The 23,150-nt window shown below is 49.5% G+C and carries 18 protein-coding genes, 1 rRNA gene and 1 riboswitch; of the genes, 11 read left to right on the top strand and 8 right to left on the bottom strand.

The window, feature by feature from the left end:
* Nucleotides 1-113: 113 nt before the first annotated feature.
* Entirely contained in the window at nt 114-2,174 is a 2,061-nt protein-coding gene (gene metG, locus R3187_RS08650) for a methionine--tRNA ligase (RefSeq protein WP_318966342.1), read from the top strand.
* 4 nt (nt 2,175-2,178) lie between these two features.
* Nucleotides 2,179-3,576, top strand: a complete 1,398-nt coding sequence (locus R3187_RS08645; protein ID WP_318966341.1) for an MFS transporter — start codon at nt 2,179-2,181, stop codon at nt 3,574-3,576.
* A gap of 3 nt (nt 3,577-3,579) precedes the next feature.
* Here R3187_RS08645 and R3187_RS08640 read toward each other — a convergent pair whose 3' ends face one another.
* Nucleotides 3,580-5,046, bottom strand: coding sequence for a hypothetical protein (locus R3187_RS08640; protein WP_318966340.1), 1,467 nt, complete (start codon nt 5,044-5,046; stop codon nt 3,580-3,582).
* Between the two features lie 64 nt (nt 5,047-5,110).
* Nucleotides 5,111-6,088 (bottom strand): NAD(P)H-quinone oxidoreductase, encoded by a 978-nt coding sequence (locus tag R3187_RS08635; protein WP_318966784.1) that lies wholly within the window; start codon nt 6,086-6,088, stop codon nt 5,111-5,113.
* A 119-nt stretch (nt 6,089-6,207) separates the two neighbouring features.
* Here R3187_RS08635 and R3187_RS08630 point away from each other — a divergent pair, with 119 nt between their 5' ends.
* On the top strand, nt 6,208-7,413 hold the full coding sequence (locus R3187_RS08630) for a class I SAM-dependent rRNA methyltransferase (protein WP_318966339.1): 1,206 nt from the start codon (nt 6,208-6,210) through the stop codon (nt 7,411-7,413).
* Between the two features lie 82 nt (nt 7,414-7,495).
* Here the strand turns inward: R3187_RS08630 and R3187_RS08625 are convergent, their stop codons facing one another.
* The 4 genes from R3187_RS08625 to R3187_RS08610 all read right to left on the bottom strand — a co-directional run bounded on the left by R3187_RS08625 (nt 7,496) and on the right by R3187_RS08610 (nt 13,351).
* Nucleotides 7,496-7,795, bottom strand: a complete 300-nt coding sequence (locus tag R3187_RS08625; protein WP_318966338.1) for a PilZ domain-containing protein — start codon at nt 7,793-7,795, stop codon at nt 7,496-7,498.
* 99 nt (nt 7,796-7,894) lie between these two features.
* Entirely contained in the window at nt 7,895-11,791 is a 3,897-nt protein-coding gene (gene hrpA / locus R3187_RS08620; RefSeq protein WP_318966337.1) for an ATP-dependent RNA helicase HrpA, read from the bottom strand.
* Nucleotides 11,792-11,853: 62 nt separating this feature from the next.
* Nucleotides 11,854-12,273, bottom strand: a complete 420-nt coding sequence (locus tag R3187_RS08615) for a CBS domain-containing protein (RefSeq protein ID WP_318966336.1) — start codon at nt 12,271-12,273, stop codon at nt 11,854-11,856.
* A 61-nt stretch (nt 12,274-12,334) separates the two neighbouring features.
* Nucleotides 12,335-13,351, bottom strand: coding sequence for an isoaspartyl peptidase/L-asparaginase (locus R3187_RS08610; protein ID WP_318966335.1), 1,017 nt, complete (start codon nt 13,349-13,351; stop codon nt 12,335-12,337).
* 164 nt (nt 13,352-13,515) lie between these two features.
* On the opposite strand from R3187_RS08610, the gene R3187_RS08605 reads away from it, so the two are divergent.
* The 3 genes from R3187_RS08605 (at nt 13,516) to sbcB (ending at nt 16,480) form a co-directional block, all read left to right on the top strand.
* Entirely contained in the window at nt 13,516-14,700 is a 1,185-nt protein-coding gene (locus R3187_RS08605) for a tetratricopeptide repeat protein (RefSeq protein ID WP_318966334.1), read from the top strand.
* Between the two features lie 86 nt (nt 14,701-14,786).
* A complete protein-coding gene (locus tag R3187_RS08600) occupies nt 14,787-14,969 on the top strand; it encodes a hypothetical protein (protein WP_318966333.1) in 183 nt (60 codons plus the stop codon).
* 77 nt (nt 14,970-15,046) lie between these two features.
* A complete protein-coding gene (sbcB, locus tag R3187_RS08595; RefSeq protein WP_318966332.1) occupies nt 15,047-16,480 on the top strand; it encodes an exodeoxyribonuclease I in 1,434 nt (477 codons plus the stop codon).
* A gap of 50 nt (nt 16,481-16,530) precedes the next feature.
* On the opposite strand, the gene R3187_RS08590 is transcribed toward sbcB, so the two are convergent.
* Complete coding sequence (locus R3187_RS08590; RefSeq protein ID WP_217669748.1) at nt 16,531-16,770, bottom strand: DUF4282 domain-containing protein; 240 nt, start codon at nt 16,768-16,770, stop codon at nt 16,531-16,533.
* A gap of 150 nt (nt 16,771-16,920) precedes the next feature.
* A riboswitch (TPP riboswitch) is annotated at nt 16,921-17,031 on the top strand.
* A gap of 98 nt (nt 17,032-17,129) precedes the next feature.
* Between R3187_RS08590 and thiC the strand changes: the two genes are divergently transcribed.
* Genes thiC through thiH form a run of 5 tightly spaced genes read left to right on the top strand, consistent with a single transcriptional unit; the run spans nt 17,130 to nt 22,521 of the window.
* Nucleotides 17,130-18,914: a phosphomethylpyrimidine synthase ThiC gene (gene thiC / locus R3187_RS08585; protein ID WP_318966331.1), complete on the top strand. Its 1,785-nt coding sequence runs from the start codon at nt 17,130-17,132 to the stop codon at nt 18,912-18,914.
* Nucleotides 18,907-20,436, top strand: coding sequence for a thiamine phosphate synthase (gene thiE, locus R3187_RS08580; RefSeq protein WP_318966330.1), 1,530 nt, complete (start codon nt 18,907-18,909; stop codon nt 20,434-20,436). The genes thiC and thiE overlap by 8 nt, the downstream gene beginning before the upstream one ends.
* Nucleotides 20,417-20,617 carry a sulfur carrier protein ThiS gene (gene thiS, locus R3187_RS08575; protein WP_318966329.1) on the top strand — a complete coding sequence of 67 codons (201 nt, stop codon included), beginning with the start codon at nt 20,417-20,419 and terminating at the stop codon, nt 20,615-20,617. Before thiE ends, thiS begins: the two co-directional genes overlap by 20 nt.
* Nucleotide 20,618: 1 nt before the next feature.
* Entirely contained in the window at nt 20,619-21,386 is a 768-nt protein-coding gene (locus R3187_RS08570) for a thiazole synthase (RefSeq protein ID WP_318966328.1), read from the top strand.
* Nucleotides 21,387-21,396: 10 nt separating this feature from the next.
* Nucleotides 21,397-22,521, top strand: a complete 1,125-nt coding sequence (gene thiH / locus R3187_RS08565) for a 2-iminoacetate synthase ThiH (protein WP_318966327.1) — start codon at nt 21,397-21,399, stop codon at nt 22,519-22,521.
* A 540-nt stretch (nt 22,522-23,061) separates the two neighbouring features.
* Here thiH and rrf read toward each other — a convergent pair.
* Nucleotides 23,062-23,150 (bottom strand): 5S ribosomal RNA (gene rrf / locus R3187_RS08560); the annotation flags it as partial.

The raw sequence follows: 23,150 nt of genomic DNA, 5'->3' as shown, positions 1-23,150 counted from the left end.
GCTGTTATCTGCCACATTTTTGCCCCGGCAGGGCTTTGGCGGATGCGATTTTATGCTGGCTATTGTATCATTAAGCAACTTTTTTTCAGGTATTTATGCAAAGAGTCCCCCAGATGTCGCAACGGAAAATATTAATCACCAGCGCTTTACCCTATGCCAACGGCCCAATCCATCTGGGCCATCTGCTTGAATATATTCAGACTGATATCTGGTCCCGCTTTCAGAAGGCCCGCGGCCATGAATGTTATTATGTTTGTGCCGATGATGCGCATGGCACTCCGATCATGCTAAAAGCCCAGCAACAGGGTATTTCACCGGAGCAAATGATTGCTCAGACTAAAATAGAGCATGAAGCCGATTTTGCCGGCTTTGCTATAGGTTTTGATAACTACTATTCCACCCATAGTGATGAAAACCGGGAGTTTGCCAGCCTGATTTACCAGCGTCTGGACGACGCCGGCCATATCAAACGTAAAACCATCAGCCAGTTATATGATCCGCAGAAAAACATGTTTCTGCCGGATCGTTTTGTCAAAGGTGATTGCCCCAAATGTGGCGCGCTGGATCAGAATGGCGACAGCTGTGATGTCTGCGGCGCCACCTATAGCCCGACTGATGTCAAAAACCCGCGCTCTGTGGTCTCAGGTGCCACGCCAGTGTTAAAAGACTCTGAGCATTACTTTTTCGACTTACCGGCGTTCAGCCAGATGCTGCAGGACTGGACCCGCAGCGGCGCGTTGCAGGAGGAAATGGCCAATAAACTGCAGGAGTGGTTTACTGATGGCCTGCAGATGTGGGACATCAGCCGCGATGCACCTTATTTCGGCTTTGAAATACCCGGCGCACCCGGTAAGTTTTTCTATGTCTGGCTGGATGCCCCGATAGGCTATCTGGCCAGCTTTAAAAACTATTGTGATACCAATAATATCGATTTTGACAGCTTCTGGCAGCCAGACTCCAGCGCTGAGGTGTATCACTTTATCGGTAAAGACATTATTTATTTTCACAGCCTGTTCTGGCCCGCTATGCTCGAAGGTGCCGGCTTTAGAAAGCCGAATGCGGTGTATGCTCATGGCTTTGTTACCGTTAATGGCGCCAAAATGTCAAAGTCGCGCGGTACCTTTATTAAAGCCCGCACCTATCTGGATAATCTGAATCCGGAATACCTGCGTTATTACTTTGCCTCAAAACTGACCTCCGGTATTACCGATCTCGATTTAAACCTGGATGATTTCACCCAGAAAGTGAATGCCGATTTGGTTGGCAAGGTTGTCAATATTGCCAGCCGCTGTGCCGGTTTTATCAGTAAACGCTTTGATGGCAAACTTGCTGCTGAAGTGGCTGAACCCGCCCTGCTGCAGGATTTTGTCGCAGCCGGTGACAGCATTGCTGATAGTTTTGAGAAGCGAGAATTTGCCCGGGCCATACGCGATATCATGGCGCTGGCAGACAGAGCTAATCAGTACATTGATAACAAAGCCCCCTGGGTGCTGGTTAAAGATGAAGCCCGTCAGCAGGAAGCGCATGATGTGTGCTCCATGGGTCTGAATTTATTCCGGGTATTGATGCACTATTTAAAACCGGTATTGCCGGTAATGGCCGGCGAGGTTGAAGCTTTTTTAAATACTGAGCTCAGCTGGCAGAATTATCAGCAGCCGCTACTTAATCACGCCATTAACCCGTTTAAAGCATTGATGCAACGGGTCGACCCACTGAAAGTCGCTGCCATGGTTGAAGCCTCAACCGATAACCTGCAGGCAACAGCGCAAAGCCAGATCCCTGCGCCGGCTGAACACGCCAAAGCCAGTGCCAAACCGGCAGCGACTGAACGCGAGCCAATCAGTGACACCATCAGTATTGAAGATTTCGCCAAAATCGATCTACGGGTAGCAAAAATCGTAAGTGCCAGTGCAGTGGAAGGTGCTGATAAGCTGGTGCAACTGCAACTGGATATTGGCAATGGCGAAAGCCGTCAGGTATTTGCCGGTATTAAGGCTGCATATAAACCTGAAGATCTTGTCGGGCGCAGCACCGTTATGGTGGCCAATCTGGCACCGCGTAAAATGCGCTTTGGTCTGTCAGAAGGTATGGTTCTGGCGGCAGGGCCTGGTGGCAGTGAGTTATTTATCTTAAGTCCGGATGACGGTGCTATGCCGGGAATGCGGGTAAAATAAGCTGATGCTGAGTCCTTTTCGCAGTTTCTCATCGTTATTTGCCACCACGCTGATTATGGTATTGGGCGCCGGCCTGTTAACCACCTATCTGGGGTTATCGCTGGCCGCCGATGGCGTTGAGCAACTGTGGATTGGCGGCATGATGTCCGCTTATTATCTTGGCCTGGTGGTTGGCTCTAAACTGGGCCATAAACTGATTGGCCGCGTTGGCCATATCCGTACTTTTGTTGCCAGTGCCGGTATGGTAACAGCATCTGCACTCGGCCACGCCTTAACCGATGATCTGCAGATCTGGATAGCGCTGCGCTTACTGGTGGGCACCGGCATGATGTGCCAGTACATGGTGTTGGAAAGCTGGTTAAACGAGCAGGCTGAAACCAATCAGCGCGGCACCGTATTTGCCAGCTATATGATTGTGTCTTACGTGGGGATGGTCGGCGGTCAGACGGTATTATCGTTTTTCCCGGAGCTGGGCTTACAGCCTTTGCTGCTGGTTGGCATTTGTTATGCGCTTTGCATTGTCCCTATAGCCCTGACCAAACGGATCCACCCTGCACCGCTGCATCCGGCGCCGCTGAAAATTCTGCCGTTCTGGCGTCAGGTACCGCAATCACTGACGACCATTTTAATGGCCGGCGGTATTTCAGGGTCATTCTATGGTCTGGCGCCGGCCTTTGCCGCTGGTTCCGGGTTATCGACCAAAGAAATTGCTGTGTTTATGTCAGCTACCATTCTGGCGGGTTTACTGGCACAGTGGCCAATGGGTAAACTGTCTGACAAAATACCGCGCAGCCGGCTGTTGCGGACGAACAGCGCCCTGTTGGGGCTAATCGTCCTGAGTATGGCATTTTTACCCGTTAGCGGCCCGTTGTTAATAGGATTAACCTTCTGTTTTGGTATTCTGGCTTTTACGCTGTACCCGCTGGCCACCGCATTGGCCAATCAGCATATTGAACCTGATGAAAGAGTCGCGTTATCTGCGACAATTTTACTGACCTTTGGTATTGGCGCCACGATAGGCCCGTTAATTGCCTCGGGCCTGATGCAGTTACTTGGTAACAGCATGTTGTATGGCTATATGGCACTGGTCTGTTTGATTCTGTTTATCCGGCTGCAACGGGTCAATTACACTCAGAAAATGGCGAAAAGAATGTTATCGCAACAGCACTCTTCCGACTATCAGGTGGCGTCAGGTGATTTAGTATCGTCACCGCTGGCCGCAGCGCTTGACCCACGGGTTAATGAAGAGCTGGTGCAACAGCAAATGCGGGATGAGATTAACACTGAACCGGATACAGTAATTGCTGCTGAGACAACGGTTGCCCAGACAGAGCCTGAACAGGCTGATGCTGATAGTTTGTCCATGACGGAGCAGACGGATACGCCAACAAAAGCAGACTAACCGCTAATTCTGGTTTATAACTGCTTTATTCCATAAATTCTGGTTTTTGGAGTACGAAAAATACTCTTCCGGATGCCAGCACTTTGGCAACAAAGCCATACTCTTGCGCTCTTCAAAATTGGACACCAGCTTGCTTAAAATCTCCAGCAGACGCTCTTCACTGATCCGCTCCAGCTTTTTGCGGGCCTGTGGATAATATAAATTATTTTCAACGCTGACCACGCAGCCCTGTGCAGAGACGTTATAGGTCAGATTACGGGTTACCATCCGGCACACCGGCATCCGTGGATTTTCAGGATACAGGCTGGTGACAATCGCATATTCATAACGATCCAGATCCTGTCGATCAGAATCTTTGGGGATATAGGTAACGCCAAAACCCTGCGGAAAAACACCGGTAATTTGAAGTAAGCCGGCCACCGCTACCGCACTGTAAACCCCTTTCTCGACCCCTTTTTCCAGCACCAGGCCCACTTTCGGCAGCATATCATAGCTGTAGTTAGCCTTAGTGGATAACACCACTGAGGTATAAATCTGCGGGATTTTTAATAAGTTGCCTACGCCATGTTCAGGCTTAATCGCATTTTTCAGCAAAAAAACTGTAAAAGCCTGTTTTTCGCGTTCATTTTGCAGATACCAGTCGCGCTCTTGTTTCGAGTTACCCTGATATGTGCCAATGCCAATGGCCTGCACCATAAAGTTCAGACTTTCCCGGTAGCTGATTTTTAACAGCTCTGTCCTTTCATCATTTTCAAGCACCCGGAATTCATCAAGATCACCGTCAGGGCCTTTTAATATGCGCTGCGCGTCCGGATGACAACTACCGATATCCTGCAGCAGCGCTGCCATCAGCAGCGGAATTTGCACATCATCCCGAAAGGGCTGATACGGTTCTTCCGCGGCAGTATCTGCACTTGCCTGATAACGATTCAAAATATAGGGGTGGCTGATATTACCGTCCAGTAACAGCCGGTCCAGTAACCGTAAACTCAGCAACGCTTTGTACAGATGCTTACTTTTCTGATTAGACGGCGCGACATTTTTGCCCGCCGTTGGTGACATCAGTTGAATGGTACCCAGTATTTTGGCGGTCTGCAGGTTGGTCTCTGCAAAAGAGTCACTTTCAGACAGCGCCAGAATGTCTGCACATAACAGCCGCAATGATTCGTATCGGCTTTGTTGCTCCAGTTGCTGCTGCTGATTAAACCGTTCCTGCTCGCTTTGCGCCTGTTGCAGGTTCCGCTCAATCAGAGCCTGATCTCCCTTACTTGCCTGCGCCTGACGATTTTTGAATAAAAAGACCTGTTGTTCCCGTTCTGCCCGTTGTTGTTCACGTTCAGCAGACTGGCTAAACCAGAGTGCAGCCTGCTCAAATAATGAGTCAGCGACCACAGTATCGTCATAAATACGATTGAGCAGAGCTTTAACCGCTTTAGTGAAATTGGATTTACCGACATTTCCAATTGGCATGGTTCGTATTTATCCTTGTTTATCTCAAATGGCAGGAATAGTCATCAGCAACAAGTAGCAGGGGTCAGAATTCAAGTACTAATTTACCAATGTTATTGTTATTTATCATTACATTATGGGCTTGTTGGGCATGTTCCCAGTTAAAACTCTCATTGAGTACCGGCGCGAATCTGTTGTCAGCCATCGGCTGTCCAAATGCCTGGGTAAACCGGCTGGTCAGCTCTGCTTTATACTGGTTAGTTCTGTTGCGTAACGTGCTGCACACCAGCTTGCCACGTTTTTTAAACAGAGGTGCTAAATCAAATTTGTCGACCAGTCGCCCCCCCATCAGCGCATAAATGACAATAATGCCATCTTCCGCCAATATGGCAATATTGTTTTGCAGATAACTCCCTGCAACCGGATCGAGAATAATATCCGCGCCAGACGGCCAATGTGCAGCCAACTCCTCGGCAAATTGACTATTGCGATAATTTATTGCCAGCTGTGCACCCAGTTTGCGACAGGCTTCTGCTTTATCAGCCCGGCCAACAGTCACCGCAACTTTTGCGCCGCTAAGGGTTGCCAGTTGCAGCGCACTGGTGCCAACACCACTGGCCCCGGCATGCAGCAGCACCCGCTGGCCGGCGGTTAAACCGCCCAGAGCGAAAAGTAACTGATACGCGGTTAAAAAGGTTTCAGCAGCCCCGCCGGCTTGCTGCCAGCTCCAGCAATCAGGTTTGTTAATAGCATGGCCGCTGTGCAACAGCGCATATTCCGCATAGCCACCCCCTGCAACGATGCCAAATACCGCTTTACCAAGCCAGTGCTCATCAGCTTTGGCCCCTACCTGCACCACAATACCTGCTACTTCCAGCCCCAGAATATCACTTTCGCCGGGGGGCGGCGGATAATGTCCCTGGCGCTGCATTAAATCTGCCCGGTTTACCCCGGCCGCCTGGACTTTAAGCAGCAACTGGCCGGGCGCTGGCTGCGGCACAGGCCTCCTGTCAATGTGCAGGCTACTGTTTTTACCGGGTTGCAGCACAGTAATAACCCGCATTTGAGACGGAACATTTGCCATATACACCCTAATTATTACTAACTGGCAGGTTTTGCTTTAGCTTTGCTGCCAGCTTCTCTAAAATGCGGCTTTTAGTCTAGCACAGTGTAACCAAGCGTATGAGTAAGCAAACTGCAAGTCCAGCCATTATTCTAGCCCCGGGCCGGGAGAAAGCGCTGAAGCGGCAGCATCCATGGATTTTTTCTAACGCGATAAGTCAGGTTATCAGTACCCCGAATAGCGGCGATCTTGTCGATGTATTAAGCAGCAAAGGAGATTGGCTGGCCACCGCTGCCTATTCGCCCCGCTCGCAGATCAGAGCCCGGGTATGGAGTTTTGACCAGAACCAGCTTATTGATGAAGCATTTTTCTATGCCCGTTTAGCCCAGGCCTGGCAGTTAAGGCAAAGTTTGTTTGACCAGGCCACCACCAATGCGGTACGGCTGATAGCCGGCGAGTCAGACGGCCTGCCGGGGATTACTATCGACAAATATGCTGATGTCTTGGTATGTCAGCTATTGTCTGCCGGCGCAGAGGCCAGCCGTAAACCCTTGCTCAGCGCATTGATTAAACTATTCCCTGAGCACAGCATTTATGAGCGCTCTGATGTCGATGTACGTAAAAAAGAAGGATTAGAACCCACCACCGGCTGGTTACACCTGCCGCGTGACAGTGCTGAAGTGGTCATTCAGGAACACGGTATGGCGTTACTGGTCGACGTGGTAAACGGCCATAAAACCGGCTTCTATCTGGATCAGCGGGCAAGCCGACAGGCCGTTAAGCGCTATGCTGAGGGCAAAACCGTATTAAATTGCTTTAGTTACACCGGCACCTTTGCCGTGGCAGCGTTGCAGGGCGGTGCCAGTCATGTCACCAATGTTGACTTGTCTGAGTTAGCCCTGGCCACAGCAGAGCGCAATGCCGGCTTAAATAAACTGGACTTGAGCGCCCTGACTCAGGAAAAAGCAGATGTCTTTAAACTGTTGCGCCATTACCGCGAGCAAGGCCGGCAATTTGATATGGTGATCCTGGACCCGCCAAAATTTGCTGACAATAAATCGCAACTGGCTGGCGCTTGTCGCGGCTATAAAGATATCAATATGGTTGCGATGCAGTTGGTGAAACCAGGCGGTTTGCTGTTTACCTTTTCCTGTTCAGGTTTAATGGAAGACAGTTTATTTCAGAAAATAGTGGCAGACGCTGCACTTGATGCGAAACGCCAGTGTCTGTTTCTAAAAAGGTTACAGCAGGACAGTGATCATCCGGTATTGAGCACTTTTCCGGAAGGGCATTATCTTAAAGGTCTGATCTGCCAGATAGCCTAGCGGTTATCCAAAATAGCCTAGCGCTTCGGTAAACAGGCGAAGCGCTGCTAATCAGCACGGAATACCTGCTTTAGCAGGCGGGTTAGTTTAATTCCATAAATGCCAGGCCAATCTGATAGCCCTCTTCGCTTTCCTGGGTACAACGCACTACTTTTGCCGTGGCATCGAGTGGCGGAATACTGGCATTATTTGATTCCAGTCGTACTTTTATTAAGGTGCCCATCTCCAGTGGTTCATCAATATCTACCGACATGCCCGACGCACTTAAGTCACGACAAATACCATCTATCATCCGGCCTGCTTCAGGATCATTCAGTAGCAACTGTACATCAGCATTTACCATCATTCTGAAATAATGCCGTCCATCGCCCTTGGTTAACATAACTTTCCCCTGTTATTACTTCTGTGTTAGTTATAGAACTTTCCCGCCAGCGTGTAAAGTACCATACAGCTGGTCAGGACTGCCTAATCAGGCGGTTAACTACGCTGTCTTAACTTCTGCCACCGCATGCAGTACCCGTTTTACTGAAATAGGGTATGGTGTACCAAGCTGCTGGGCATGTAGTGATACCTTCAACTCCTGCAACATCCAGTAAATCGCGCTTACCTGCTGCGGCAAAACGGGGGCACCAGCAAACTTCCCCAATAAATTATCGTATGCATCGGCTGCTTTCTGATATTCATGCATCAATAAACGGTCGCGCTGCGGATCGACCAGCAGTTTTTCCAGTCTTTTTTGCATAGCCTGCAAATAACGCAGTACATCCGCGAGTTTGCCAGCACCATGACGACTGACAAAGCCTTTAAAAATTAACTCAGCTAACTGCTGCTTGATATCGCCCTGAGACTGAATATGGGCCAGGTCAACTTTTCCTTTTAACCTTTTCTGAATATCATGAGCCAGGGTTAAAATCTGTTCAACCTGCAATGCTATCGCTACCACAGTGTCACCCAGTTCGGCTCTGACTCTATCCCGCAACGCAGCGAAATCTGCAGTCGTCTCTGGTATATCATGCTGCGCAATAAGTGCATCCACCCCGGCAGCAATGCAATCATCGATCAGCTCAAGTACCCGGCCAAACGGGTTAAAATAAAGCCCTAATTTCGCTTTATTCGGTAATGACTCCTGCAGATATTTTACCGGTGATGGCACGTTCAGTAATAATAAGCGGCGTAACCCCAGTCTGGTGGTCTGCATGGCCTGCTGCGGATTGTCCAGCAGCTTTATTGCCACCGAATCTTTTTCGTCTACCAGCGCCGGGAACGCTTTAATTTCATAACCTGCCTGAATTTTTACATATTCCCGTGGTAATTTGCCAAAACTCCAGTCTGTCAACGCGGCTTGCTCTATGCCCTGCTCGGCTACCTGACTGAGGCTTTGTTGTACTTCGCCCTGCAAACCTTGTTTTAACAAGGTAAGGGAGCGGCCCTGTTGTAACGTATTACCTTTTTCATCAACCACTTTAAAATTCATGATTAAGTGAGCAGGCAAGCTGGCTAAATCCCAGGCATCGTCGGGTATGCTGACACCAGACATACGCTTTAAGCGCTGGCTTATCACCTCAAGTAACTTACCCTGCTCCGGGGCAATAAGCTGTAGCAATGCATCAGCGTAATTGGGCGCCGGTACAAAGTTGCGCCGGTATTGCTTTGGCAACGACTTAATTAACGCCACGAGCAACTCATGCCGCAGCGCCGGAATTAACCAGTCAAAACCGCTATCATCAATTTGATTCAGCAAGGCCAGCGGAATAATCACACTGACACCGTCATCCGGCTCGCCAGGGGCAAAATGATACTGCAGTGGCAGGGTTAAATTACCCTGATGCCAGCTTTCCGGAAACTTATCTGCCGTGATATCACTGGCATCACGGTTTAGCAGGCTGTCCGGGTCAAAATTTAAAAAGTCGGGCTGACTGGTGCGCTGCTTTTTCCACCACTTGGCAAAATCTATCCGGTTATTGGCCCAGACCGGAACTTTTTCGGCATAAAACGCTGCCAGCGTCTCTTCATCAACCAGGATATCCCGCCGCCGGGACTTTTCTTCGAGCGCCGTCACACCGTCAATCAGCCGCTGGTTATGGCTTAAAAATGCCTCATTGCTGCCCAGCTCCTGATTAACCAGCGCCTCGCGGATAAAAATCTGATGGCTGACCACTTCATCAATTTTGCTATACAGCACGGCGCGTTTGGGCACTATAACCAGACCATACAGCGACACCTGCTCATAAGCCACCACAGCACCACGTTTCTTTTCCCAGTGCGGCTCGCTGTAACTACGAGTGACTAAATGGGCCGCCAGCGGCTCAATCCATTCAGGTTCAATTTTCGCCAAACTGCGCGCATACAACTTGCTGGTTTCAACCCATTCAGCCGCAACCACCCATTTCGGTTTACGTTTAAATAAGTGACTGCCGGGAAAAGCGTAAAACCGGGTCTGGCGCGGACCAAGATAGTCGGCTTCGGTATCTTTAAAGCCAACCTGCCCCAATAAGCCAGTCAGTAAAGCGCTGTGCAGCTGCTGATAATCAGCCGTACCAGTATTAAATGTCATGCCCTGCTCTTTTGCCAGCTGGCTTAACTGACTGACTAAGTCCTGCCATTCTCTAACCCGCAGGTAATTTAAAAATTCCTGACGGCACAAGCGGCGAAACTGATTATTGCTAAGCTCCTGCTGCTGTTGCTGCAGGTAGGCCCAGAGTTTTAACCAACTGCTGAAATCAGAGTCGGTATCCGCAAAGCGGGCATGGCTCTCATCTGCTTTTTGCTGTTTATCCAGCGGCCGCTCACGCGGGTCCTGAATAGACAACGCCGCCACGACCACCAGCACTTCATTTAACGCGCCATTGCTGCCGGCTGCTACAACCATCCGGGCGAGCCGCGGATCTATAGGTAATCTGGCCAGCTGTTTACCCAGCACAGTTAAACTTAATTTTTGCCGGCCCCGCTGTGGTTCTATCGCACCGAGCTCTTCCAGCAACTTAATACCATCGTTGACAAAACGACTGTCCGGCCGCTGTAAAAACGGAAAAGCATCAATATCACCCAGGCCCAGCGCCAGCATTTGCATAATGACCGAGGCTAAATTGGTACGCAGAATTTCCGGATCGGTAAACTCGGGCCGGCCAGTAAAATCCTCTTCACTGTACAACCGGATACAAATACCGGCAGCGACCCGACCACAGCGGCCTTTACGCTGATTGGCACTGGCCTGACTGATTGCTTCTATTGGCAACTGCTGTACTTTTGAGCGGTAGCTGTAACGGGACAGCCTGGCAGTACCGGGATCAATAACATAGCGAATACCCGGCACAGTTAACGAGGTTTCAGCAACGTTTGTTGCCAGCACAATTCGTCTGCCGGCGTGGCTTTGAAATATCCGGTTTTGCTCAGCGGCACTTAACCTGGCATACAGCGGCAGTACTTCGGTATGCGGCAGTTTCAGCTTTTCCAGGGCGTCAGCGGTATCTCTGATCTCCCGCTCACCATTTAAAAAGATCAGAATGTCACCGCGCGGTTCCCGGTACAATTCTTCTACGGCATCAAAAATGCCCTGCAGCTGATCAGTATCTTTATCATCCTGCTCGGTATATGGCCGGTAACGGGTTTCAACCGGAAAGGTGCGACCGGACACTTCAATTACCGGCGCATCGAAAAAGTGGCGGGAAAAACGCTGCGGATCAATCGTTGCTGAGGTAATAATCAGTTTTAAGTCTGGTCGTTTTGGTAACAGCTGCTTTAAATAACCCAACAGGAAATCGATATTCAGACTACGCTCGTGAGCTTCATCAATAATAATGGTGTCGTATTGGTTTAAAAACCGGTCCTGCTGCATTTCTGCCAGCAATACGCCGTCAGTCATCAGCTTTACCAGCGTCTGACTGGTTGTGTGATCGCCAAAGCGAATTTTATAACCGACCTGCTGCCCGGGCTGACAAGCTAACTCCTCAGCTATCCGATCAGCAACGCTACGCGCCGCCAAGCGTCGTGGCTGAGTGTGCCCTATGGTGCCAGCGACACCGCGACCCAGCTCCAGACAGATTTTCGGAATTTGAGTGGTTTTACCAGAGCCGGTTTCGCCGGCAATGATCACCACCTGATTGGCGGCAATAGCGGCTTTAATATCATCCTTTTTTGCGGCGACCGGCAATTCCATCGGATAGTTGATGGTAGGAACAGCAGCCTTACGGATGTCACGCAGCGCGACTGAGCGCGAAATATCTGCGGCAATTTTCTGCAGCTGTTGTAGCTGAGCGGCTGGCGCGGTGATTTTTTTAGACTGACTCAGCCGGCGGCGCAGCCGGAACTGATCCTGCAACAGACAATCAGTTAGTTTAGAATATAAAAGTGCAGCACTTACTACAGGCTCAACAGACAAAATAACACCCTCAGCAATCAGAGGGCGTCATGCTACCAAGCTAGCAGGGGTAAGGTCTAGCGTTAAACAACGCGCCGGTAGTGCGAATGCAGCTCTTTGTCGATTGCGGCTAATACATCTGAGCGAGTAATAATACCCAGCAGATAGCCATCATCATCAACAACCGGGTATAACTTGGGTTTTATTTTCAGCATCGTTTGTGCTAAATCAATCACACCATCGTAAGGTTTTACCGTTAATACCTCGGTATTCATCACATCAGCAACCCGGGCGGCCTGCTGGTCGTGATACGTTGACATTAGCATTCGGGCCAGACAATCCTGCTCTGAGACAAAACCGACAATTTTATTGATCGCATCGACCACCGGCCCACCGGTTTGCCGGCCTTTTATCAGCCGATCAACTGCCATCTCTACCGGCATGTCTACCGTGAAAGTAACCGGATGACGATGCATATAATCAGCAACTTTTAGTAAATCCATCTATCCCTCCAAACACAGAAACTGCAACAGCTTATCCTGCTTAAGTTTAGCTAAGCTTGGTTTACTTGCCTGTTTTTTCACCCGCTTTACTGAAAATTTCCACTACGGTACCCTCATGGTTTCGTTTAGCCCGGTACATACCCGGTGTATTAAATGCCCAGCTAAGTTCGCCTTTATTATCTACCACTATTACGCCACCAGTGCCGCCGGCCTCAAGCAACTCAGCAATCACATTATCCGCTGCCACAGCAGCTGTTTTTCCCTGATATTTAACTCTGGTACAAATATCAGAGGCAACGTTATAACGAATAAAATACTCGCCATGACCGGTTCCTGATACTGCACAGCTACTGTTATCAGCAAAGGTTCCTGCACCAATTACCGGTACGTCGCCCACCCGGCCCCAACGCTTGGCTGTCATACCGCCGGTTGACGTTGCCGCGGCCAGATTACCTTGACTGTCTATAGCAACTGCGCCGACAGTACCCATTTTCCAGTTTGGATCCGGGGTTATCAGCGCCTGATGGGGTACCGGTTGTTGCGCTTGCTTGGCCCGCTTTAACGCCTCAAAGCGAAATTCAGTATTAAAATAACTGTTATCAACCAACTCCAGTTGTTGCGCGGCAGCAAATTGCTCAGCACCCTTGCCGGTTAACATGACGTGGTCTGACTTTTCCATCACGGCACGGGCCAGCAAAATAGGGTTTTTAACATTGGTTACACTGGCAACAGCACCGGCATTGCGATCCTGGCCGGTCATGATGGCAGCATCCAGTTCATGGGTTTCATCCCAGGTATAAACCGCCCCTTTGCCGGCATTAAACAGCGGCGAGTCTTCCAGCACGGTCACTGCCAGCGCAACTGCATCGAGGCTGCTGCCACCGGCGGCCAGTAATTCATAACCCTGATTTACTGCTTTTGTCAGGGTAGCTTCATAATTCTGGCGCTGCTCATCTGTCATCTTGCTGCGGTCAATCGTGCCTGCACCACCATGGATCACAATGCCAACTGGTGCTTGCGCTGCCATCACGCTGGCCGACAAGCAAAGCGGTATAGCCAGGATCAATAATCTTTTCATCGGTTTTCCTCTTAATTATAAATATGTTAGTTGTACTGGATTTATTTTCAGATCACAACCTGCTGTAAAGCTTACTGGCCACAGAAAAACCTTCAGGCTTCTGTCACACTGCTTGTTCAGTAAGCTGGTCTATAATTTAGTCAGGTAATTATCGGTGCATTAAAATGAAAAGCACAGTTTATCCTGCCGTTGTTCTAACCCTGTTGACGCTGGCTTCTTGCCAGCATATGCCATCGCAATGGGTGCTTAGCAAGCCACAGGCGCTTTTAGTTGAGGAGTCATTATTTAACGGCCAATCGTATCCGGTTGAAACCGTCAATGAGATATTTGGTTTACCGCAGCAAACCAAAAAAGAGTTAAAAACGATACTGGCCGCGCACAGCGGAATAACAGAACGCAGCACGGCCATCCTGCATTACATTCTGGCACATACCGGCGATAACTTTAATTACGACCTGCTACAAACCAGAACGGTTAAAGAAACACTGGCACAACGCCAGGCAAACTGCTTAAGCTTATCGATTCTCACCTACAGTATTGCCAGAGAAATCGGAATCGATGCCGCTTTTCAGGATATTAAAATTCCGGAATACTGGAGCAGCCAAAATAATCAAACCTGGTTAAGTGGTCACGTTAACGTAAAACTCCGGCAAAGCAACCGACTGGATTACATAACAGGTGTAGTGCAACTTGGAAACGATATTATTGTTGATTTTGACCCGAACGTGATAAGGCAACGTTTTGCTGCAGAAACCATTACGCCTGCGCGGGTTGCTGCCATGTTTTACAATAACAAGGCTGCTGAAAGCTTTGCACAGAAAAATTACGCCCAAACCTATCGCTATTACCGCGCCGCCATAGCTATTGATCCGAGTTTCGCATTAACCTGGTCAAACTTGGGTGTGCTTTACCGTCAGCAAAATTTATTGCTACTGGCAGAGCAGGTTTATCATCACAGTCTGGCGTTAGATCCTTCTTCAGCAAACACCCTTGCAAATCTGGCCGTGCTGTATCGTTTTCAGGGAAATAATTCTGCCGCTGCTGAGCTCGAACAACGGGTGCATAGAAAACGTCAAACTAATCCCTGGTATTATCTGATGTTAGGCAATGAAGCGGTAAAACGGCACAACCCGGACGCAGCAATTGGATTTTTCCAGCAATCACTTGCTATTAATGCCAGGATGCATGAGGCGCTGTTTGGCCTGGCCAGAAGTTACTTCGATTTAAATAACCACGACAAAGCCATGTATTATCTTGACAAATCCAGGCGTGTTGCGAAAACCACTGAGGATAAACAACGTTACCAGAATAAAATCAGTGCATTGAGCCGCGTTGCTAATGCCGGTTAGCGAATTAGCATTCCAGTTGAAGCGTTATTGCGTTGTAGCAGCCATTATCTATACTTCAAATACGTTTTATCAGCAAAGTTAAGTTTATGACGGGCAAAAACAACAGCTCGCAGAGCAGCAAATCCGGCGCCAAAGCCGCGGCAAAACAGCAACATCAGCCGCTCTCTCACCGTGATGCAGAAGCAGCCAGCCCGGAGGATTACTCGGTTTGCGGCGAAGAGGATCCGGGCTCTGCCCTGGAAAGCTTAGTCAATAACGATGAAAAGTAGCGCGCCTGGCCGATAGCAGTGTTATGATCCAAGCCATTCCTGAACGACCCCAGCTGTTTTAAGCTCAGAATTACATTATGTCGCAACCACATTCTTTCTATTTTCACGACTATGAAACCTGGGGCGCCGATCCAAAACGCGATCGTCCCGCACAGTTTGCCGGTATCAGAACCGATCTTGAGCTGAACGTTATCGGCGAGCCGGATGTCTGGTACTGTCAGCTGGCCAATGACTATCTGCCTCATCCGCAAGCGGCATTAATCACCGGCTTAACCCCGCAACTATGTAACAAAAAAGGACTAACCGAAACCGAGTTTATGCAGCGTATTCTGAGCCGTTTCAGCGAGCCAGGCAGCTGTGTCCTTGGGTACAACAGCTTGCGGTTTGATGATGAAGTTACGCGTTACAGCTTATACCGCAATTTTTTTGAACCTTATGGCCGTGAATGGCAACAGGGCAACAGCCGCTGGGATTTAATTGATATCGTACGGGCTTGCTATGCCCTGCGCCCTGACGGTATCAACTGGCCTATGCGGGAAGACGGCAGCCCCAGCTTCAAGCTCGAACATTTAACTAAAGCCAATGATCTCGCCCATGACCAGGCGCATGATGCGTTATCAGACGTTTATGCCACTATCGCCATTGCCAGACTGATTAAAGACAAACAACCGAAATTATTCAGCTATTTGTTTGAGCTTCGAAAAAAAGCCAAAGCAGCCGAACTGATTGATGTCGCCGGGCTGACTCCGCTGGTGCATGTATCATCTAAATTCCCGGCCAGTTCTGGTTGTGTCAGCTGGATAGTGCCGCTGGCATTTCACCCGACCAACAAAAATGCGGTTATCTGTTATAACCTGCAACAAGATCCTGGCCCGCTGCTGGCAGATGATATTGATACGCTGCAAAGCAAACTGTATACCCGGACTGCCGATCTGGCTGAAGGGGAAGAGCGGCTTGGCTTAAAATTGATTCATTTAAATAAATGCCCGGTACTGGCTAATGCAAAAACGCTTAGTGTTGAGCGCGCTGCTGAACTGGGAATTGACCGGGCACGTTGCCTCAACCATCTGGAATGGTTTAAACAACACCGGCAGTTGCAGCAAAAAGTAGTTACGCTTTATCAGCAAACCACTGACTACCCTAGTGAAACAAATCCGGATTATCAGCTGTACAGTGGCTTTATCGGTGATTCCGATAAACAAAAAATGCAGCAGTTACATCAGTTGTCAGCAGAGCAATTAGCCATTAACCCACCGCTGTTCAGCGATGAGCGGTTGAACAGCTTACTGTTTTTATACCGGGCACGGAATTATCCGCAAAGCTTAACGGACCCAGAGCAGCAAAAATGGCAGCGTTACCGTACTGATAAACTGATGCATGGCCTCGACAATCCAAATCTGACGATGGAAGACTTCAGTCTGGCACTGGAGAACCTGGCTCATGAACATGCCAGCGATGAGCAGAAAATGAAAATTTTAAAAGCGTTGTATTTATATGTGCAAAGCTTGTAACGATGGCTGAGATTAAAGAAAAAACACCGGTAAAGCACCGGTGTTTTGGTTTATTCTTTGTCGGCCAGTTTTTTCAGGTTTTCATGAATTTTAAACAGTACGATTAATAATTCACACCAAATCCGCACACCTATACTGCCAAATATTAAAATACCCAGCCCGGACCAGAAACCACCGTAACCGAATATTGAGCCGATACCACTGACTAAGACCGCTAACAACAATAACCAATAGACGAAAGTAATAATCTTCGGGGTTAGCATTGAATCAAAAAACAATACATCTCTCATTTTATTTCCTTTTTATTATGCTCCAAGTCGTAACACAGGGTTACGCTTTCAACATAAAGCACATCCCCCTGACTAACAACTCCGACTAGTAACAGCTTGCTGGTATTAATATTGGCCTTTCAATTTCAATAACCTATCTTTATACTCTACCACTACTTGTCGGAGTGCCCAGCTGTTTACAGCGGGCTGAGACCGTGAAAACGGGATCCGTTGAACCTGATCAGGCTAATACCTGCGAAGGGAAACAAGGGGAAATACAGTACATAACAAACGGCACCAATCCGCCTGGCGGTTTAGCTGCTGTTATCAGCTGCCCCCACTCCGGACAAGCAACCTCAACTTGTTAACCGGAGTTTGCTATGTCTGTTACTACTTTATCTAAACGTGATTTACGTGCCCATGCCCGCGCTTATATTCAGGCGCTACAGGGCGAAACCTTTCCAGGCTCAACCCGCCGTTACCTGCAATGCAACAACAGCAAGGTGCAGGTGCCGGTAAGAGATATCCATTTAACACCCAGTCGTTTGCCAGATGGCACAACGACGCCCAACGCCCCGTTGCCGGTTTATGACACCTCAGGCCCTTACGGCGATCCGACCCAACCATTAGATGTCTTAAAAGGTCTGCCCAAACTGCGGCTGAACTGGATTATGGACCGGGCCGATACTATGCACTCACCGCTGCCCCCTTTCGCTGACATTGCGCTGGATGAACAAATTACTGAATTTGAGCACCAGCCTCTGCAGGCAAAACCCGGTAAAACCGTCACCCAACTGCATTACGCCCGACAAGGTATTATTACCCCTGAAATGCATTTTATTGCGCTCAGAGAAAACATGGCAGCAGAGGATGGCATTCGCAGCCACGCTGGTGAAAGCTTTGGCGCTGCTATCCCCAAAAAAATTACTGCAGAATTTGTCAGGCAGGAAGTGGCTGCCGGGCGCGCCATTATTCCGGCCAATATTAATCATCCGGAAGCCGAGCCAATGATTATTGGTCGGAATTTTAAAGTAAAAGTTAATGCCAATATCGGTAACTCGTCGGTCAGTTCCAGCATTGAAGAAGAAGTCGAAAAACTGGTATGGGCGACCCGCTGGGGTGCCGATACGGTAATGGACTTATCCACTGGCCGGCGTATTCATCAAACCCGCGACTGGATCTTACGCAACTCTCCGGTGCCTATTGGCACTGTACCGATATATCAGGCGCTGGAAAAAGTAAATGGAGATGTCAGTAAACTCAACTGGCAGGTATTTTACGACACGCTGCTTGAACAGGCCGAACAAGGCGTTGACTACTTTACTATTCATGCCGGTGTATTAAAGGATTTCATCGCCTTAACCGCCAATCGCGTTACCGGTATTGTCTCACGCGGCGGCGCCATTATGGCGCAGTGGACCCGGATTTATAATCAGGAGAGCTTCCTGTATCAGCATTTTGAAGATATCTGTAAATTATGTGCCGCCTATGACATTTCGTTGTCGCTGGGTGATGGTTTACGCCCTGGCAGCATCGCTGATGCCAATGATGACGCGCAATTTGCCGAGCTGCGAACCCTGGGAGAGCTGACCAAAATTGCCTGGTGTTATGATGTCCAGGTAATGATTGAAGGGCCCGGCCATGTGCCGATGCAGCTAATTCAGGAAAATATGACCGAGCAGTTAAAGCACTGTCACGAAGCACCGTTCTATACGCTTGGCCCGCTGACTACCGATATTGCTCCAGGTTATGATCATATTACTTCTGGTATTGGCGCAGCAATGATTGGCTGGTTTGGTTGTGCCATGCTCTGTTATGTTACGCCAAAAGAGCATTTAGGCCTGCCAAATAAAGAGGATGTAAAACAAGGGCTTATTGCTTACAAAATTGCTGCTCATGCCGCTGATCTGGCTAAAGGTCACCCTGCGGCGCAGCAGCGCGATAACGCCTTGTCGAAAGCCCGCTATGAATTCCGCTGGCAGGATCAATATAATCTGGCGCTCGACCCCTTCACTGCCAAAGCTTATCACGATGAAACGCTGAGTCATGAAGGAGCAGACAGCGAACAGTTTTGTTCGATGTGCGGCCCTAAGTTTTGCTCTATGCGGCTAAATCAGCAAGTGCAGCAGCAAAAGGTAGCAAATGAGGCATTAAGTGATGTCTGAACAACCTGTCGCAAGCAAACCCGTGGTCTGGAGCATTGCCAGCTCAGACAGTGGCGGCGGCGCCGGTATTCAGGCAGACTTACTGACCTTTACCGCCCTTGACTGCCATGGCTGCAGTGCTGTCGCTGGGGTTAGCGCCCAAAATAGTATGACATTCAATGTTATAGAAGCTGTCAGTCCGGCGCTGCTGCAATCTCAGCTTGATTGTCTGCTCAGCGATATGCCGCCTGCTGCCATTAAAATGGGTCTGATCCCGGATGAGCAGTTATTGCAGCTGCTACAACAATGGCTGGAACAAAATAAACCCCGCCACTCGTTCAGGGTTATTGCCGATCCGGTACTAAGCACCAGTAGCGGCCATAACTTTGCCAGCGGCCCGCTAATTAATAGCTGGCGCAACTTGCTGCCGCTGCTGGACCTTATTACCCCTAACCTGCCGGAATTAGCCCTACTGTCCGGCATGCCGGATGCCCCCGTTGCACCTCAGGTAACGCAGCTGTTACAGCATGGCGCGACAGCTGTATTGGTAAAAGGTGGCCACAGTATTGACGACGATGTGGTTACCGATCAGTTGTTTGAAAAAGACAATTATTTCGAGCTTAAACACCAGAGAATAATAACACCTCATACCCATGGTACCGGCTGTGTGTTATCCGCAGCTATTGCTGCGGCTTGCGCTCAGGATTACCCCCTGCATGATGCGGTTATTATCGCTACAGCCTACTTGCAACAAGCGCTTAAACGCGGTTATCCGACTGGTAAAGGTGCGGGCTGCCTGCAACATCACGGCTGGCCGGCAGAGTATCGTTATTTTCCGACGCTGTACTGGCCAGAACATAGCGATAAACAGCCACAGCAGCACCGATATACAGGCTTTGCCAGCATGGATACGCCCATCGGTTTGTATCCGGTTGTTGACAGTGTGCAATGGCTAAAACGGTTATTGCCACTAAAACCCGATGTGATTCAGCTGCGCCTTAAACAGGGCACTGGAAATGAAATTGAACAACAGATTGCCGAGGCAGTGCAGCTTAGCCACACTTATAATCTGCGGCTATTTATCAATGATCATTGGCAGCTGGCAATTAAACACGCGGCATATGGGGTACATCTTGGCCAGGAAGATCTCGAACAGGCCGACCTTAATGCCATAGCACAAGCTGGCCTTCGAATTGGCATTTCCAGCCACAGCTATCTTGAACTGTTGCGGGCAAGGCAACTTAACCCTTCCTATATTGCGCTGGGTCATATTTTTGCAACCCAAACCAAACAGATGCCATCAAAGCCACAGGGGCTAAAGCGCCTTAGCCACTATGCAGCACTATGCCGCGATACACCAACGGTAGCCATTGGTGGCATTGATATGCACAGGCTGAAGGCCGTGGTTAATTGTGGCGTTGACGGGGTAGCGGTGATCTCAGCAATAACTAAAGATCCTAATCCTGAGTGCGCATTCAGCGAACTGAGCCGTCAATTTAACCAATCCAGTCTGGAGTCCTGCTATGCATATTCTGCTCAATGATCAGCTGCTGCAACTTAGCACTAACTGCTCCATTAGTGAGCTACTACAGCAGCAACAGCTGACAAGCGAAGGTCTGGCGGTAGCTATTAATAATAATGTGATCAGCAAGCGCTGCTGGCCAGAGCATCAGCTGCAAAGTAATGACAACGTGCAACTTTTCCAGATAGTTACCGGAGGCTGACATGTTACAGATTGCTGAGAAAACGTTTAATAGCCGGCTGCTGCTCGGTAGTGGTAAATTCGCAAGTAGCCAGCTGATGCAACAGGCTGTTAAAGCCAGCAACTGCCAGCTGGTTACCCTGGCAATTAAACGGCTGGAACTGAATAAGCCCCAGGATGACTTACTGACACCGTTGCGCAATATGGATATTCAGCTATTGCCCAATACATCCGGTGCTAAAACGGCCAGAGAAGCAATTTTTGCCGCAGAGCTGGCGCGTGAGGCGCTGCAAACTAACTGGCTTAAACTGGAAATTCATCCCGATCCACGCTATCTGATGCCAGATCCGATAGAAACGCTGCAGGCAGCAGAGCAACTGGTTAAACTGGGTTTTGTCGTCCTGCCTTACTGCAGTGCCGATCCGGTACTGTGTAAACGACTGGAGCAAGCCGGTTGTGCCGCAGTAATGCCGCTCGGTGCTGCTATCGGCTCAAATCAGGGCTTACAAACCCGCGCCATGCTTGAGATCATTATTGAACAGGCTCAGGTTCCGGTCATTATTGACGCAGGTCTTGGTGCACCCTCCCATGCGGCTGCCGCCATGGAGCTGGGTGCCGCGGCAGTGCTGGTCAATACGGCCATTGCCAGTAGCCCAGATCCGGTGGAAATGGCCGCGGCCTTTGCTGATACAGTCAGAGCCGGTCGCCGTGCTTATCTGGCTGGTCTAGTCTCAACTGCGCAACAGGCTGTGGGCTCCAGCCCACTCACCGACTTTCTGGCAGAGCTATGAGGCCCGGGTAATGAAAAAAGCAATGAGTTTCAGCGAGCACTGGCAACCACAACACTGGCAGAGCCTGCAACTGCAAAGCCGTAATTTTTCTGTCAGTCAGGTGCACTCGGCGTTAACTAGAGACCGGCTGACTTTAACAGATTTACAAGCGCTGCTCTCGCCTGCAGCACTGTTATTGCTGCCGCAGATAGCGACTAAGGCGCAGCAACTTACCCGGCAACGCTTTGGGTATACGGTGCAATTTTTTGCACCGCTGTATTTATCAAATTTATGTGCTAACGAATGTAGCTACTGCGGTTTTTCAATGAGCCAGCAAGTAAAACGTCGCACCTTAAATTTAGCGGAAATAGAGCAGGAATGCCTGGCAATAAAGGCACTGGGTATCGATCAGGTGTTGCTGGTAACCGGCGAGCACGAACGAAAAGTAGGTATTGAATACTTTTGTCGGGTGCTACCGGTAATAAGACGCCACTTCAGCAGTATTCAGCTTGAAGTACAACCGCTGACGACGGCTGAATACCAGCAGCTGAAAACCCTGGGTGTCGATGCCGTAATGCTGTATCAGGAAACCTATAATGCTACGGCTTATCAGCAGTATCATTTAAAAGGCAAAAAATCAGATATCAGCTGGCGGCTGGATGCACCCGACAGAGTGGGCCAAGCCGGTATTGATAAAATCGGCCTCGGCATTTTACTGGGCCTGACCGACTGGCGTACCGATGCTATTTTACTGGCGCAGCATCTTATGTATCTGCAAAAACAGTATTGGCAAAGTCGTTTTAGTTTATCAGTACCGAGGATCCGCCCCTGCAGTGGTGGCAGCAATGTCGCTTACCCTATTAGTGATCAGGAACTGATCCAGCTAATCTGTGCTTTTCGGCTATTTGCCCCTGAGCTTGAAATCAGTTTATCGACCCGTGAGTCTGCTTTATTCCGCCAGCATGTTATCCCGTTAGCAATAACCAGCATCAGTGCTGGTTCTAAAACTCAGCCCGGTGGCTACAGTGTCGATCCGGATAATTTAGAACAGTTCAGCATTGACGATACCCGTTCACCAAAACAGGTTGCAACAGCGCTTACGCATCAAGGCTTACAACCTGTATGGAAAGATTGGGATAGTTTTTTGGGAAGATAAAGCAAAAAGCCCACTCGATTGAGTGGGCTTTTTGGCTTTATTGGGAGCATTTATGCCCCTCACAGAGCTCGGGGCGTTCTGCCGGCGACAAGCCAACAGTTTGGCTTATCGAAAGACCGGCATCACTGTACTACTCTCGCATGGCGACAATTTCGTCAGGAACGAATTGGGACTGCCGCAGGCAGGCCCGAAGGGCGAAACACAGGGAAGTGTTTCGCAATGCCACCAGCGACGCGCTGTGGTTGAGACGCGCCCGGAAATAGCGAAGACATGGAGCTATTTCAGCGTCGAAAGCGAGGCCCCGGGACGGCCGAGCCGGCAAGGCGTGCCATGGATGGTACGCGGCGTGGGTATCGGCGGTGTACTACATTGCTCACCCCATCCCTGGGGTTCGCCGCTACGCGGCCAGCTGAAGCTGTCCAAAAACGTTCCGGACGTTTTTGTCGCATGGGGTCGCCCTGCTCGAGCAGTGCACCGCCAAATCTCAACCAATAAAAAAGCCCCTGCTCTTTCGAGAGGGGCTGTTTTATTGAATTGGGAGCCTGGCGGTGTACTACTCTCGCATGGCGAATGCCACACTACCATCGTCGCAGCTGCGTTTCACTTCTGAGTTCGGAATGGGATCAGGT

Source organism: Arsukibacterium sp. (assembly GCF_033721375.1).
Taxonomy (GTDB): domain Bacteria; phylum Pseudomonadota; class Gammaproteobacteria; order Enterobacterales; family Alteromonadaceae; genus Alishewanella.
Note: the sequence above shows the minus strand (reverse complement) of the source record. Positions and strands in the feature narration are given on the sequence as shown.

Coding starts and splice junctions, on each gene's coding strand:
- R3187_RS08630 (WP_318966339.1), top strand. CDS start 6,208: ATGAGTAAGCAAACTGCAAGTCCAGCCATTATTCTAGCCCCGGGCCGG.
- R3187_RS08625 (WP_318966338.1), bottom strand. CDS start 7,795: ATGTTAACCAAGGGCGATGGACGGCATTATTTCAGAATGATGGTAAAT.
- R3187_RS08570 (WP_318966328.1), top strand. CDS start 20,619: ATGTTACAGATTGCTGAGAAAACGTTTAATAGCCGGCTGCTGCTCGGT.
- thiH (WP_318966327.1), top strand. CDS start 21,397: ATGAAAAAAGCAATGAGTTTCAGCGAGCACTGGCAACCACAACACTGG.
- R3187_RS08615 (WP_318966336.1), bottom strand. CDS start 12,273: ATGGATTTACTAAAAGTTGCTGATTATATGCATCGTCATCCGGTTACT.
- R3187_RS08600 (WP_318966333.1), top strand. CDS start 14,787: ATGACGGGCAAAAACAACAGCTCGCAGAGCAGCAAATCCGGCGCCAAA.
- R3187_RS08645 (WP_318966341.1), top strand. CDS start 2,179: ATGCTGAGTCCTTTTCGCAGTTTCTCATCGTTATTTGCCACCACGCTG.
- metG (WP_318966342.1), top strand. CDS start 114: ATGTCGCAACGGAAAATATTAATCACCAGCGCTTTACCCTATGCCAAC.
- R3187_RS08605 (WP_318966334.1), top strand. CDS start 13,516: ATGAAAAGCACAGTTTATCCTGCCGTTGTTCTAACCCTGTTGACGCTG.
- R3187_RS08610 (WP_318966335.1), bottom strand. CDS start 13,351: ATGAAAAGATTATTGATCCTGGCTATACCGCTTTGCTTGTCGGCCAGC.
- R3187_RS08590 (WP_217669748.1), bottom strand. CDS start 16,770: ATGAGAGATGTATTGTTTTTTGATTCAATGCTAACCCCGAAGATTATT.
- R3187_RS08640 (WP_318966340.1), bottom strand. CDS start 5,046: ATGCCAATTGGAAATGTCGGTAAATCCAATTTCACTAAAGCGGTTAAA.
- thiC (WP_318966331.1), top strand. CDS start 17,130: ATGTCTGTTACTACTTTATCTAAACGTGATTTACGTGCCCATGCCCGC.
- R3187_RS08635 (WP_318966784.1), bottom strand. CDS start 6,088: ATGCGGGTTATTACTGTGCTGCAACCCGGTAAAAACAGTAGCCTGCAC.
- thiS (WP_318966329.1), top strand. CDS start 20,417: ATGCATATTCTGCTCAATGATCAGCTGCTGCAACTTAGCACTAACTGC.
- thiE (WP_318966330.1), top strand. CDS start 18,907: ATGTCTGAACAACCTGTCGCAAGCAAACCCGTGGTCTGGAGCATTGCC.
- sbcB (WP_318966332.1), top strand. CDS start 15,047: ATGTCGCAACCACATTCTTTCTATTTTCACGACTATGAAACCTGGGGC.